This is a genomic window from Candidatus Villigracilis saccharophilus (genome assembly GCF_016711665.1).
The window spans coordinates 136,599-149,156 of the sequence record NZ_JADJSO010000002.1 but is presented as its reverse complement, the minus strand read 5'-3'; the positions used below and the strand labels follow the sequence as shown (position 1 = coordinate 149,156).

Sequence of the window (12,558 nt, the reverse complement as noted above, 5' to 3'; positions counted from 1 at the left end):
CCGGCCTCCTAAAATTTCATGACATGCGCGCTCAGGGCTTGATATTCCTTCGCGGCCCGGCAGAGCGGGTCTGCCTCCAGGATGGTCCTGCCTTCGGCTGCGCATTCACGCAGGATGGTGGCGCGGTGGATCGGGGACAGGATGCTGGAGGAGAATCGCTCGCGCAGGTCGTCCAGCGCGGCCGCGCTTTCAGGGGTCTGTTCATCATAAAAGGTTGGCAGGATGCCCAGCAGTTTCCCGCGCCACTCCTTCTTCTCCTGCAGGATGCTCAGCATCAGCAAAACCATGGAGACCCCATCGGATAACAGGAATTCGGTCGCGCTCGGGACGATCACCAGATCGGAAGCCCAGACCGCGCGTTCCTGGATCCCACCCACGCTCGGCGCGGTATCAAAGATGATGTAATGCAAACTCTCCTTGAAGAAGCGGCTGATCGAGGTTCGTATCGCCGAGATGGGTTGGTTCTGCGCGTTCAATACGGTTTGCGCAGCCATGGTCTGCTGGTCGCCGGGGATGTAATACAGCGCCTCTCGCCCGGAAGTCCGCACCCAGGAGCGCACGAATGTCGTCTCCTGCGGGCTGTCTCCCATTGTCAGTAGATGAAAGACACCTGGTTCAGGACTGCGTCCCAGCGCGGTGGCGCACTGGCCCTGCGGGTCCAGATCGATCAGCAGGACCCGCCTGCCTTTTTGAACCAGGCCGTGCGCCAGGGATACAGCGCTGGTGGTCTTGCCGACCCCGCCTTTTTGATTTGCGATGCAGATCACTTTTGTTGTCATGTGGTTTTATCCTTATCTGAATTGAACGGACGCTGCAGGTGCTTGAGCAAAAGAAAGAACAGCAGCCCGAGCGCGAGCGGGGCGATGCAGGTGACCAGGCCGGCCAGAAGACCCGTCATCATGTCAGCCTGCGGGGAGCGGACTGTCCGGGGCGGTCGTCCATGCTTCGGTTTGTTGGGTGGCGGCCGGCTGTGTGCCTTCGATCAGCCCCAGCTTTTCCAGTTCCGTACGGATGATCAGCGCGGCCTGCGCCTTGGGCACGCGGTACTCACGCTGCGCCAGATGGTGGAGCGCAGAGAGTTCCTGTTCCCGTAGATAGATGATGACTTTTGGCATATGCACCTCGTTAAAAAAATAAAGAGCCGTGTGGGTACGGCTCTTGTATCAGGCGCGAGTCAAATTAGTTTCCAGTTTGATATCCAGGAATTGTATGAAAATTCAGATGGGCATCTTTTCTGTGAATGGCAGCCTGGCCTGGCACTTTATGGAAATGCAAAGACCTGAACATACAGTTCAGGTCTTGTTCTAATCAACCTGGTCGTCAAATACACGAGGATGCTGAACAAGGAATACTACGATGTGTCAGCCCTGGATGTGAAGGGCGAAAAGGTGCAGGTCAAAATTGAAGATGGTGCCACCGAATGGAGCAGCCCTTCGACAGCATGATCCTTCAGTTGAACATAGGGAACTGCGCTACTACCTTTTGATCGCTGCGGTCGTCCTGACAGTCGGCGTTGCTGATTTTTTTTTGGGCGGGACTGTGCACATTCCCGCTGTTGATATTCGTGGTCTATCGCGCCATGCTTAAATTTTTCCCGCATGAAAAAGAACCCGTCGGGTAGCCGGGTTCTTTTTCCAATCATGCATGAAGTTCTAAAAGGCGCGCAGATATTGGGAAGGGATTGGCGCGGCTTGTTTCAGGACCTGCGCGGCATGCAGCGGCCAGTATGGATCGCGAAGAAATTCACGGCCCAGCAGGACCAGATCGGCCCGCCCGTTGCGGATGACCTCATCGGCCTGGAAGGGGGCGGTGATCATGCCCACCGCCGCCGTCATCATATCTGCCCCCTGTCGTACGGCTTCTGAAATTGGAACCTGGTAGCCCGCTCCCACCGGGATGATGGCCTGCGCGGCATTGCCTCCCGATGAACAATCGATCAGGTCAACGCCTTCCGTTTTCAAGCGCCTGGCCAGCTCGACGGAATCTGCCACCTCCCAACCGCCCTCCACCCAGTCCGTGCCTGAAATGCGCACGGTCAGCGGCAGGCGCTCCGGCCAGACGGCCCGTACCGCCTGGATGGTTTCCACCAGAAAACGGATGCGGTTGTCAAAGCTGCCCCCATACTGATCGGTCCTGCGATTGGAGAGCGGGGAATAGAAATTGTGGATCAGGTAGCCGTGCGCGGCATGCACTTCAAGCCACTCAAAGCCGGCCGCCAGCGCCCGTTCCGCCCCGCTGCGAAAGGATCTTTGAACCTCAAGAATATCCTGCAGGCTCATTTCATGCGGCACTGGATAGCCATTCTTAAAAGCGATCGGGCTCGGGCCGATGGGCAGCCAGGTTTCGTTTTTTTCCTGCGGGTTTTCCCAGGGTCGCCGATCCCCGGCTTTGCGACCGGCGTGGGCGATCTGTATTCCGGGCACCGCGCCGCCGTCTTTTATTACCTTGGTCACGCGCTGCAGGGGGACGATATGTTCGTCGGACCAGATGCCGACATCATGCGGGGTGATCCGCCCGCGCGGCTCGACCGCGGTTGCTTCCGCGATCACCAGGCCGGCCCCGCCTGTGGCGCGCGCGCCAAGATGGGTGACCTGCCAGTCGTTTGAAAAACCGTCGACATAACTGTACATACACATCGGGGAAACCCCGATGCGGTTACGCAGTGTGATCCCGCGCACGGTCAATGGTTCGAAAAGGTGGGGCATACATTTCTCCGCTACAGATTTTTTGGGTACCCTTAAAGTATATCCCCATCGGGTTGGGTTTATGCGGCCGGTTTTTTGGATTGTGCGCGCCGCCGCAGTTCCGCGATCGCGCGCGGACGCCAGGTATTGTAATAGGTCTGTTCTGAGACGATCGGGGATCCGTCTGCGTTGGTGCCCAGATGGTCGGCGATCAGGTCGGCCAGCGTGAAGCCGTCGCGGATCGGATCGCGATTTTCCCATTGCGCTGCGATCGGCAGCCAGCGATCGAGTGTGAAGACGGGTTTTCTGCCGCGCCGGGTTGGCAGGTCCAGCAGCACCAGCGGGTCCGTGGGGACCTCTTGTTTATGCCCTTCCTCTTCCAGGGCATATCCCCATAGATTCAAAATGATCTCGGCCCAACTTCCTTCTTCGACACACTGGAAAATGGAGTTCTTTTCGCGGATCATGCGGTCGACCCAGTGTCCCAGGCAGATGCCTGTCAGGGCCAGACCTGTTAATAGCAGGATGTGATAGGCGATGGCTGCCTGGGCCAGCGGGTGGTCCAGGTTCGCTTCAAAGGTGCGGTAGAACCAGCGCAGATCCAGGAAAACGATCAACAGCATGCTGCCGTGAAAGACAAGCAGCAGGATGACCTTGAGGGCGGTATATTTTCTGGAATTCGTTATCATATTTTTTCCTTGCCACCCCGGGATCTGGAATCCATTCACGTCGGGTCACACGTTCGCCGCGAAATCCGTTCGCTGCGAGTGTCCTGGGTGGGAGTGTGACGATGTAGCAAGCATAGCTGCTGGCAGCATAAAAAAATATCCGCCTGACGGCAGATATTTTGACGGATATATCGGCGTATGCCGCGCGGTCTACCTGTATATGGTTCTGGGCGGCAGGGGGGTGGGTAATTGGCGGCGGATCTCCCACCAGGTCTGGAAATCCCAATCCCTTAACGCGAGGCGGATCGCGTGGCGGTCGCGCAAATTAAATTTCTTGAAGATATTTTCCAGGTGGGATTTCACGGTGCCGTTGGCGATCCCCAACACTTCGGCGATCTGATAATTCCGATGATCCATGCACACCAGCGCGACCACTTCCTTCTCGCGCGGGCTGAGCGAATACCAGTGCTGCAGATCATCGCGTTCCTTGTCAACTCGCTGCGGATGACGGCCGTCGAGCTCGACCAGAGTCAGTTCTTCATCGGAAAGATTTCCTGTGTCAAAAGAGAATCCCCGTGTACCTTCCTGCTTATCCTCTTCTTTTTTCTTGAAAAGATCCCGTAAGTGTTTTGGAAAGAATGATCGCATTGAATCCCGGAGACCAATATTGTTCGGCACTCCATTGATCATTAATTTCATCCATCAATGGAGTGTTGAGTCTAATAGAACAATTGTTCTATGTCAAGCATGGATTTTTCACCCTGAATTTTCATCCCCAGACCGGGCTTCGCCTTGGGTTGACGCTTGACTCACGCCTTGTGAAACGGGGATGCGCGATCAATTCAACAGAGACTCAAGATGAAAAAAAACAAGTGACCGATCTCCTGGGTTGGGTGAATATTTTTCACAACAACTTCTTTCGTTATCGCCCGATCGGAATGGGGAATTTTTCTATTCGGTCATTAATCATTTTGCGGAGGAGCGTATCTCCGCTACACCCCGGACCGCATGCTGCAGGGCGGAGAACTCGCGCAAGGATAACGCCTTCAAATCAAACCGCAGCGCAGGAAAAAATTTGCAGACATGGAGCGTTTTTTTTCAGAGTTCCGATATTTGTTTCGGTTCTTTGATCTTAAATAAAAACAACGCGGACATGCGTCCGCGTTGTTTTGGTGCTTTGTTTTTATTTAATCCAATAGGGACTGCGGAATGTTGCCGCCGTTCTCGGCGATCTTCTTCAACACTTCCTTGTGAAGCCAGACGTTCATTTTGGCAGAGTCGTGCATGAGATCAGCAGGGCAGCCGAGTTCAGTTGCCAGTTCATTGCGCGCCTCGCGGCTGCTATCAATATCAAGAAGCTTGAGCAGATCCACGATCGATACTTTCCAATTGAGCCCTTTTCCAACGGAAAGTTCTTCCAGCTGTTTGACGACATCCACCTCTGAAATTGCCACCGGTACTGGAGCTTTCACAGGTTCGATGGTTTTTAGGGAATCGAGATCGTTCTTCTCGGCTTTCATACCCGCGGGTCTAGCAACTGATGCAACCGTTGCAGGTTTGGCAGCAACAGCTGGAGGTGCCTGTTTTACAGGGGCGGCAGGTTTTGCAGGTGCGGCAACTTGAACGGGTTCGGCGGCCGGTTCATTTTTTTTGATCCCCAACTTTTCGAGAATTTTAGAGAAAAATCCCATGGTATACATACTCCTTTTTTATGGCTTGAATAGAATTAATACGGATGGAAATCAGTTTTCATCCTTATGATCAACAAATTTATTATAACCTTTTAACCGCGGAATAAAAACATTTTACGCAAAACGGCTTGAGGATTTTTTCGAATCCAGCCGTGTCTGAGAGAGCCGTGTTATATGATCCATAAAGACGGTCTTGGTTTCTTATGGGCCGCGCGCTGATCTGGTTGATGAATGGCGTGTTTTTTTTGGCTTGCCCGCTGGAACATTCGGGCAAGCCTCATGAAAATATAAAAGTTACTTGTAGGTCAACAAATAGCTTTGTTGCGGGACGATTGTACAAATTAATGGGGGATCAGTTATTGATGGGAACGCCGCGGCTATGGCGTTCCCATCAATTTTATTTTGCCATGTTCTTACTTATGGATGACGATACTGCCTTTGCCAAGCGGCATGGTGGGGCTGGCATTAACTGGCGCGCCTGACTGGTTGTCGTAGACCACGGCATTGCCATTGTCCATATCCCAGATGCGCAGGCGGAATTTGTCGACGCCGCCACCGCCGGTCACCTGTCCATCGATCACAGTGACTGAGAAGCCGTATTGATGAGTACTTCCTTCAACACTGCCCGTACCCTGGAACTGGGCCTTGGACGCAGTCAGGGTCAGCCATTGGGCGTTGGCGGAATGGAAATGGAACGCGCCTGCTTCCAATTCAAACTCAGTTTCGCTTGTGAGTGCGCCATTCTTATTGTATTTGGCAACGAACCCGAATTTGCCTTTGCCAACGGCGGAAGGATCAGCAACATAGGCGCCGGCAGGGGAGTTGATCCAGCCGCCGCCGGTGACGAATCCGCCGTTTGGATCGTACGCGACGATAAATTCGTAGGCGGCCTGGTCAGTGTTGCCGTAGCCATCATCCACAGTGACAGTGATAGTGTACACGCCCGGTGTGGAATAAATGTGCGAATTGGTAATTGTGCCGGATCCGTTGGCTTCGATGATCGTGCCGGTGGATGTGGCCCCATCGCCCCAGTCCCAGACTGCTGTGTGTACATCAAGCTTGTCCGGGTCGGTGAATGGAACGCTCGCGTTGATTGTTGTGCCAACGGAAACGAGGCTGGAAGAGACCGAAATGGTACCCAGCTCGGGCGGGTAGTTGACTGGATTAAGGCCAATCACGACCGCGTCATGATCTGAGGTGCGATATGCGTTCACTTCGTAGAGCGCGTCCTGCGCGGCAGGTTTGAAAGAAGTATCGTAATCAAGGATATCCGGCTCATCAGAGTTGATGTGCCATTCTGTTGCACCGCTGATCTGGGCGAGCAGACTCGCATTTGCCAGTGCGTGATCGAGATAACCGGCCTGCCCGTCGAACGTGTACGAGTAGGCATAGGTCCCCTGGAAGTTCGCGATCAGGTTGGTGAAATCATCGCTTGTTCCAGCGAGGTCATCGGAGCCGGCTTTGATCTCATCGATCGTATCTTCCTGGGCATAGGAGTTCAAATCGCCGACAATGATAAAGTCGGGGTCGCCGCTGCCAGTCGGGTCGGTGGCGAGCCAATCCACCAGCGCTTCTGCCGCGTTTCTGCGGGTCTGGCTGCAATTGCCCTGACCGTCCAACAGGTCCGGGTCACCGACATCGAGACAATCGGATCCCTTGGATTTTAGGTGATTCACAACGACAGTAAAGCGCGCGCCTGTGGCGTTAACTACGAAAGTCTGTGCCAATGTTGGGCGGCTCTTGGTATCAATGAAGCGCGGGTCATCTGTTGAATCAAGGATTTGGAACGAGCCAACAGGTGATACAACCGCAGGTCTGTAGATCATGCCGACCTTGATCGCATCCGTGCCGATGGTGCCGGTGGCGATGTAATCGTAACCCGGCAACCCGGATGTGATACTAGCCAGCGGCTCGACGCCGGTTGAGTTCTCCAGCTCGTTCAAGCCGATGATATCGGCATCGAGACCGGAAAGCGCCTGCAGGAGTTTGTCGCGTTGGCGGGTGAATTCCAAAGGCTGGTCACTATCCCAACCGCGACATTCCACATTGTTAAGCGGACCGCATTTATTATCCAACACGCCTGATGGGAAATCTGCTGTGACAAAGAAGTTGAGCGTGTTCATCGCCGCAACGCGGACGGTTCCGCCCACGGGTTCGGGGGCAGCTGGCCGCGGGTTCACGGAGGTGTAGTCCGCCGCTGCGGTCGGGACGATGCGATACAGATTGAAATCATAGGCGAGCACGCCGACCGCGTTTTGGACCGTATCACCGCCGCGGAATTTGTTAGCCAGCGAGAATGGAAGTCCGTTCGGGTGGCGAAGTACGGCGGGATTTTGCGCACTCTGTACATCATCAAGCGTGATGCGGCTCAGGGCATTGGCGGCGGCGCGGGCATTGGCTGCGGCACCGGGTTCATCAATGGCTGTACCAGTGAAGGGGCGGGTTTCGCCAGCCAACGGTTGGGCCAAAACGATTTCGCCAAAGCGGTCATAGTTGAAATATTCTGCAATGACCAGTGACTGCGGGAAGCGCACCAACATGCCTTCATAGCGTTCGGGGGAGTTGGCGTCTGCGAACGGCAGCGTCACATCGGTCGCGGCAACGGAGCCGGTACCGCAGTTGATGACGTTCGCGGCAAGCACGGCGGATGAATTACTGTTCGTGCCATTGAGCGCGGTCTGGTTGAAGCGCTCGCGGGCGAAGCCGGTCACACGCACCACCTGTCCAACGCTGACAAGGTTGGTTGAGCCGCTGAATACAAAGATGCCGTCTGATGTGGCGGGGTCCCCATCACCGGTTAAGTCTTGAATGTAGAAACCAGATGCTGCGGCAGTTCCTTCGAAATCGCCAACCACAACGCCTTTGGTGGAGACTGTGCCAGTGATCGCGGCGGCAAGTCCACTGCCTTGGATGGCATAGATGGGAGTGTAGTCTGCGCAAATATCATAGGCTGTAAAGCCAACTACAAAGTTGAAAACCATATTGTCAGGCGGATCGTTTCCATCCTGATCGCTGATTTGGTCGGCCAGTACGGTTAATGTACAGGTCTCACCATGGACCAGCACAACACCTGGATCAAGTGCGAAGGTGGTCGGCCCGCCGCTGAACGTGGTCGCAACTGCTCCGCTTGTGGAGCAGTCCAATGTGAACCAGGATGAGGTCACATTGACCGGTTCACTAAATGTAACTGTGAGGTTGGAGCCGATCGGGAAGTTTGTAGCGCCGTTCAATGGGAAGGTGGCGGCAACCGAGGGGGCGGCATCCGCAACATCCTCGTTAAGGATCGTTCCGCTGCCCTGTGCATCTACAACAGCGGCGCCGGTGACATTTGTGACATCGACGAAGAAGTTCTCATCCGCTTCGTTGACGATATCACCATTGACTAGAACGCTGAATGAATAACTGGAAGATCCCTCAGAGATGGTTTGACTCGTCAATGATATGGCGGTGAAATCGTCTGGTGAGGTGGCTGTATCATCTTGTGTGGCAATGTCAAATGTCACTCCGCCCGCGCCGGCCGGTGATGACAGGTTCACTGTGAAATCAAAGGATGTGGTGCCGGCATTTCCTTCACTGGCAGAAACATCAGTGATGGTCAGGCTGGGTAGGGCAATGGATGTGTTGGGTGTGATCGAGAAATCATCGACCGCCAGGCCATCATCTGAGCCTGGAGATAAATCAGATTCATTCCAGCGAATCCAGAATGAGGCTCCATTGGAAATACTTAAACCTGTAATCGAAAAACTCAAAGCAGTTTGGTTTACCGATGAATTTCCATTCAATGCGCCAAGTGTACCGGCAACCACAGGACTTGAGAAATCAAGGCTGTTGTAATCTATCCAGGTACCCGTATCGAGACTCGTTGCATTTGTGCTAAGTTGGAAATCCAGTCTGTCAGCACCGCGCCCGACTGTGTTTTGACCGAGTCGCCACATTTCACCAATATACGAAACATCAAGCGAGGTAATGGTGCCGCCGGTATTGTTCGTGAACTGAGCTCCAATCGTGGGAGTCAATGAGCCGCTAAATAGAGTCCCCAAAGCGCGTTCTGTACTGGCTGCGGCTCCAAAGCTGTAAGTATCCCCGCCAGTACCTGAGCCGGTGCCTGTGTTGTGCTGCCCGTTATTGGAGGCGCTGCTTCCGGTTTCATTCAAATACCAGCCGTTGATGGTGAGGCTGTTGGCTGTTCCTGTGTTGGCAAGGGTGTCAAAGTTTTGGGTATATGCGCTTCCAAATGTGGTCAGACTCACTGAACCTGAGCCGCCTCCAAGCGCTTGCGCCTTTTGCAGTGGTAAAGCCGTAATCATCAAAGCCAATATCGTTATCAATGAAAATACTTTAAATGAACCTTTATTCATCCGATTCTCCTTATATAAAATGGGTGGCGCGGAAATTTTTCATGTTTAGCGTGTACATGGTTGAAATTACATTTTCTAAAAAATAAAACCTCCCGAAGTTAGATCTAATTGGTAAACTCCTAAATTGGACAAGTGTTATCCAATAATAAATATTTTAGGTTACTCTATTCAAAAACGCAAGAATACTAGCGTACTATTCTTTAATTAGACCGCCGCTCCTGCTATAATCCGCAAAATGAAAAAAGAAAAGCAACCTCTCTGGACACGTGACTCATCTGTTCTGCTTGGCGGATTCTTCGTCATCATTTTTCTGATCGCGTATATTTGGTGGCCGCTTGCTGAAGAAGCTCTCGCCTATGTAGATTGGAGCGGCGCGTGGTGGCTGTACATGGATTGGCTGCTATTTGGTATTTTTCTTTTTATGTCCATTACGATCGTGGCACGCGCGGATCTCAAGACCGATGTGCTGATCGTCTTCGTCGGCATCTGCGGCGGGCTGGCAATAGAATCATGGGGCACGCAGACCAATCTCTGGCATTACTACACAGCCGAGCGCCCGCCCTTGTGGATCATCCCTGCCTGGCCGATCGCGAATTTATCCATTGATCGAATTACAAGGCTGCTTAATTGGGCAATTGAACAGGCGAGCCGCAAAAGCAAGCCAGCCATTCTTCATTTCCTATTCTTTGCCTTTTATTGGATCACATTCGCTTCCTTCTTGATCTTGATGCTGATCTTTGTTTCCCCGACATTCGATAAGTCCTATACATGGCTCTCGCTGACGTTGTGTGTCCTGCTGATCCTCACGCCAACCGATCATCGCTTTGCTGTGCTGACGTTCATCGCGGGTGCGGGGCTTGGCTACTTCCTTGAGTTGTGGGGCACAACCCGCGAATGTTGGACTTACTACACAAATGAGACTCCGCCTTTCTTTGCGGTCTTGGCGCATGGCATGGCCGCGGTCGCTTTTTGGAGGGCGGGGTTATTGATGAAGATGATTTGGGAGAGGGTGAGAAGAAGGTAGTGGGTCGTGGGGAGTGAATAGTAATGAGGTTCGCGAGATTTGATCATCTTGCGAACTTTTTTTTGTTTAATGGCCCGCAGGGAGAGTCAACTTTGGAGAGCAGGGTCAAGAAAAGGTCAAGAAAGAAGCGATATGACGTTTATTACTATTGACAGGCGGGGGAATCGTCGTAGAATGTGACCTGGTGGTCATGTGACCACTCAGGTCATGTGACTCGGAGGTCACTAAATGCCCAAGCAAACATTTCTCAACCTGCCCGAAGAAAAACGCAATGCCATTATTAATGCCGCCGCGGATGAATTTGCTGAGTATGGCTTTGAAGCAGCATCCATCAACCGCATTGTGGCGAACAGCAAGATCTCCAAGGGAAGTTTCTATCAATACTTTGAAGATAAGGCCGATGTTTTCAGAGGTCTGATCGATGCGGTTGCGCAGGAGAAGGCGATCTTCTTTAAAGACAGGCATCCGCCAAGCCAGGGTCAAAGTGTGTTTGGTTATTTCCGCTGGCTTACGAAGATCGGTATTGAATTCAACTCTGCCTATCCGAGCATGGTGCAAGCCACCAGCCGCGTCTTGTTCGTTGAAGGTCTGTATTATGGCAAGCTCTTTGCTGAATATCATGAAAGAACGAGGGATGCATTGACCGCGATGATCAAACAGGCCATGGAGCTTGGGGAAGTTGATCCAAGCATTGATATGGAACTGGCGGTCATGATCATGGAGATCTGGACGAATGCGATCACCACGTACATCCTGAATGAAGGCATGAAACAAAAGGATATTATGAAGTGGGTGCGTTCGGCGAAAACCCAGGAAAGAATAGACAAGCTATTGTATGTAATGGAATATGGCTTGCGCAAGACAGAATCTCAATTTGTAAGTGATCTTTAAACGAAGGAGAACATAATGAATTTATATCTGCGCCTTGCGTGGCGCAACGTCTGGCGGCATAAACGCCGCACGATCATTATTGTCCTTGCCATGTCGTTGACACTGGCGTTGATGATGTTCTACGATGGGCTGATGTATGGCTTTACCGATGCGATCTACGGCAATGCCGTCAAGGTGCTGGGCGGCAACATCCAGGTCCATGCGGAAGGCTTTCGAGCGCAGGCAAATTCGACCCCGCTTTTGCCGTTGACGGATCCGCTGGCGGTGGTGAAGGCGGCTGAAATGAATCCGTTGACGCTGGCGGCGACGCGGCGCATCCATACGGGTGGGTTGGTCACCAGCCGTGAAGGAGCGTTTGCTGTGGGCATTACCGGTGTTGAGCCTGAAAAGGAAATGCCTGTCAATATCATTGGACAGAATGTAAAAGAAGGCCGCAACCTGACTAGCGCTGATCTGGATAATGTGTTGATCGGTAAAGGACTTGCGGATGCAATGGGCGTGACCGTGGGAGACCGTGTCACCCTGGTCGGGCGTTCACAGCATGAGCAAATGCGCCAGCGCACAATGACTATCATTGGCATCTTTGATCTGGGCATGGCAGACATTGAGAAACAAACTGTTTACATTTCCCTTGGCGAGGCGCAGGCGCTTTACGAGTTGGAACAGGCCACTGAGGTGGCGGTCTTTCTTGAAAGGCTTGGACAGGAAGGGGATGTGATCAGCGAGATGCGAGCAAGCCTGCCCGGCTATGAGATCGAGTCGTTTCAGGCAAATTATCCCGACCTTGCTTCGGCGATCAACACCAAGGGCGGCGTGATGAACGTGTTCAGCGTGATCATCATTGCCATTGCCGGTGTGGGCATCCTTAATCTGCTGTTGATGGCCGTCTATGAACGGACGCGGGAGATCGGTGTGCTGGGAGCAATGGGACTTAAGCCGAATCAAATTTCGCTGCTTTTCATTCTTGAAGGCATCATGATCGGGCTGGTGGGCGTTGCGGTCGGCATCCTCTTTGGGTTGGCGCTGAACGGCTACTTGATGAGTGTGGGACTCGATTTTGGCGATTTGACCAGCGCAACGAGTTATATGGCCTTGATGCAATCCCGTGTGTATCCCACCCTGGGTCTTGAGAAATTGTTAATGCGTGCTTCGATGATCGCGATTATCTCCGCGCTGGCGGCGCTCATTCCTGCCGCTGAAGCCGGGCGGCGCGAACCTGCCGAAGCTCTGCATTTTGTATGA

At 53.0% G+C, this 12,558-nt stretch carries 12 protein-coding genes; 4 read left to right on the top strand and 8 right to left on the bottom strand.

All coding sequences use genetic code 11. From position 1 onward, the window contains the following. Positions 1–8 precede the first annotated feature (8 nt). From IPL17_RS00960 to IPL17_RS00950, 3 genes are read right to left on the bottom strand one after another with little or no spacing between them, the layout of a single operon-like run. Positions 9–779: a ParA family protein gene (locus IPL17_RS00960; RefSeq protein ID WP_345305200.1), complete on the bottom strand. Its 771-nt coding sequence runs from the start codon at positions 777–779 to the stop codon at positions 9–11. Continuing rightward, positions 776–901: a hypothetical protein gene (locus IPL17_RS00955; protein ID WP_345305199.1), complete on the bottom strand. Its 126-nt coding sequence runs from the start codon at positions 899–901 to the stop codon at positions 776–778. The genes IPL17_RS00960 and IPL17_RS00955 overlap by 4 nt, the downstream gene beginning before the upstream one ends. A 1-nt stretch (position 902) precedes the next feature. Beyond that, positions 903–1,121, bottom strand: coding sequence for a hypothetical protein (locus tag IPL17_RS00950; protein ID WP_345305198.1), 219 nt, complete (start codon positions 1,119–1,121; stop codon positions 903–905). A gap of 280 nt (positions 1,122–1,401) precedes the next feature. Between IPL17_RS00950 and IPL17_RS00945 the strand changes: the two genes are divergently transcribed. Continuing rightward, entirely contained in the window at positions 1,402–1,587 is a 186-nt protein-coding gene (locus IPL17_RS00945) for a hypothetical protein (protein ID WP_345305197.1), read from the top strand. Between the two features lie 65 nt (positions 1,588–1,652). Here IPL17_RS00945 and IPL17_RS00940 read toward each other — a convergent pair whose 3' ends face one another. The 5 genes from IPL17_RS00940 to IPL17_RS00920 all read right to left on the bottom strand — a co-directional run bounded on the left by IPL17_RS00940 (position 1,653) and on the right by IPL17_RS00920 (position 9,401). Further along, positions 1,653–2,705 (bottom strand): NADH:flavin oxidoreductase/NADH oxidase, encoded by a 1,053-nt coding sequence (locus IPL17_RS00940; protein WP_345305196.1) that lies wholly within the window; start codon positions 2,703–2,705, stop codon positions 1,653–1,655. 59 nt (positions 2,706–2,764) lie between these two features. Further along, complete coding sequence (locus IPL17_RS00935) at positions 2,765–3,373, bottom strand: hypothetical protein (protein WP_345305195.1); 609 nt, start codon at positions 3,371–3,373, stop codon at positions 2,765–2,767. 189 nt (positions 3,374–3,562) lie between these two features. Continuing rightward, positions 3,563–4,000 (bottom strand): helix-turn-helix transcriptional regulator, encoded by a 438-nt coding sequence (locus IPL17_RS00930; protein WP_345305194.1) that lies wholly within the window; start codon positions 3,998–4,000, stop codon positions 3,563–3,565. Between the two features lie 539 nt (positions 4,001–4,539). Further along, a complete protein-coding gene (locus IPL17_RS00925) occupies positions 4,540–5,043 on the bottom strand; it encodes a DUF3597 domain-containing protein (protein ID WP_345305193.1) in 504 nt (167 codons plus the stop codon). A 413-nt stretch (positions 5,044–5,456) separates the two neighbouring features. Further along, on the bottom strand, positions 5,457–9,401 hold the full coding sequence (locus tag IPL17_RS00920) for an ExeM/NucH family extracellular endonuclease (RefSeq protein ID WP_345305192.1): 3,945 nt from the start codon (positions 9,399–9,401) through the stop codon (positions 5,457–5,459). A 235-nt stretch (positions 9,402–9,636) separates the two neighbouring features. On the opposite strand from IPL17_RS00920, the gene IPL17_RS00915 reads away from it, so the two are divergent. The 3 genes from IPL17_RS00915 (at position 9,637) to IPL17_RS00905 (ending at position 12,558) form a co-directional block, all read left to right on the top strand. After that, positions 9,637–10,425: a hypothetical protein gene (locus IPL17_RS00915; RefSeq protein ID WP_345305191.1), complete on the top strand. Its 789-nt coding sequence runs from the start codon at positions 9,637–9,639 to the stop codon at positions 10,423–10,425. A gap of 228 nt (positions 10,426–10,653) precedes the next feature. Continuing rightward, the gene (locus IPL17_RS00910; protein ID WP_345305190.1) at positions 10,654–11,316 is read left to right on the top strand and encodes a TetR/AcrR family transcriptional regulator; all 663 of its coding nucleotides are present in this window, start codon (positions 10,654–10,656) and stop codon (positions 11,314–11,316) included. 15 nt (positions 11,317–11,331) lie between these two features. Beyond that, positions 11,332–12,558 carry an FtsX-like permease family protein gene (locus IPL17_RS00905; protein ID WP_345305189.1) on the top strand — a complete coding sequence of 409 codons (1,227 nt, stop codon included), beginning with the start codon at positions 11,332–11,334 and terminating at the stop codon, positions 12,556–12,558.

What these genes read in the sequence shown, in the direction of transcription:
- IPL17_RS00905 (WP_345305189.1), top strand. Translation starts at nt 11,332, where the DNA reads ATGAATTTATATCTGCGCCTTGCGTGGCGCAACGTCTGGCGGCATAAA.
- IPL17_RS00910 (WP_345305190.1), top strand. Translation starts at nt 10,654, where the DNA reads ATGCCCAAGCAAACATTTCTCAACCTGCCCGAAGAAAAACGCAATGCC.
- IPL17_RS00925 (WP_345305193.1), bottom strand. Translation starts at nt 5,043, where the DNA reads ATGGGATTTTTCTCTAAAATTCTCGAAAAGTTGGGGATCAAAAAAAAT.
- IPL17_RS00955 (WP_345305199.1), bottom strand. Translation starts at nt 901, where the DNA reads ATGATGACGGGTCTTCTGGCCGGCCTGGTCACCTGCATCGCCCCGCTC.
- IPL17_RS00920 (WP_345305192.1), bottom strand. Translation starts at nt 9,401, where the DNA reads ATGAATAAAGGTTCATTTAAAGTATTTTCATTGATAACGATATTGGCT.
- IPL17_RS00915 (WP_345305191.1), top strand. Translation starts at nt 9,637, where the DNA reads ATGAAAAAAGAAAAGCAACCTCTCTGGACACGTGACTCATCTGTTCTG.
- IPL17_RS00960 (WP_345305200.1), bottom strand. Translation starts at nt 779, where the DNA reads ATGACAACAAAAGTGATCTGCATCGCAAATCAAAAAGGCGGGGTCGGC.
- IPL17_RS00940 (WP_345305196.1), bottom strand. Translation starts at nt 2,705, where the DNA reads ATGCCCCACCTTTTCGAACCATTGACCGTGCGCGGGATCACACTGCGT.
- IPL17_RS00935 (WP_345305195.1), bottom strand. Translation starts at nt 3,373, where the DNA reads ATGATAACGAATTCCAGAAAATATACCGCCCTCAAGGTCATCCTGCTG.
- IPL17_RS00930 (WP_345305194.1), bottom strand. Translation starts at nt 4,000, where the DNA reads ATGCGATCATTCTTTCCAAAACACTTACGGGATCTTTTCAAGAAAAAA.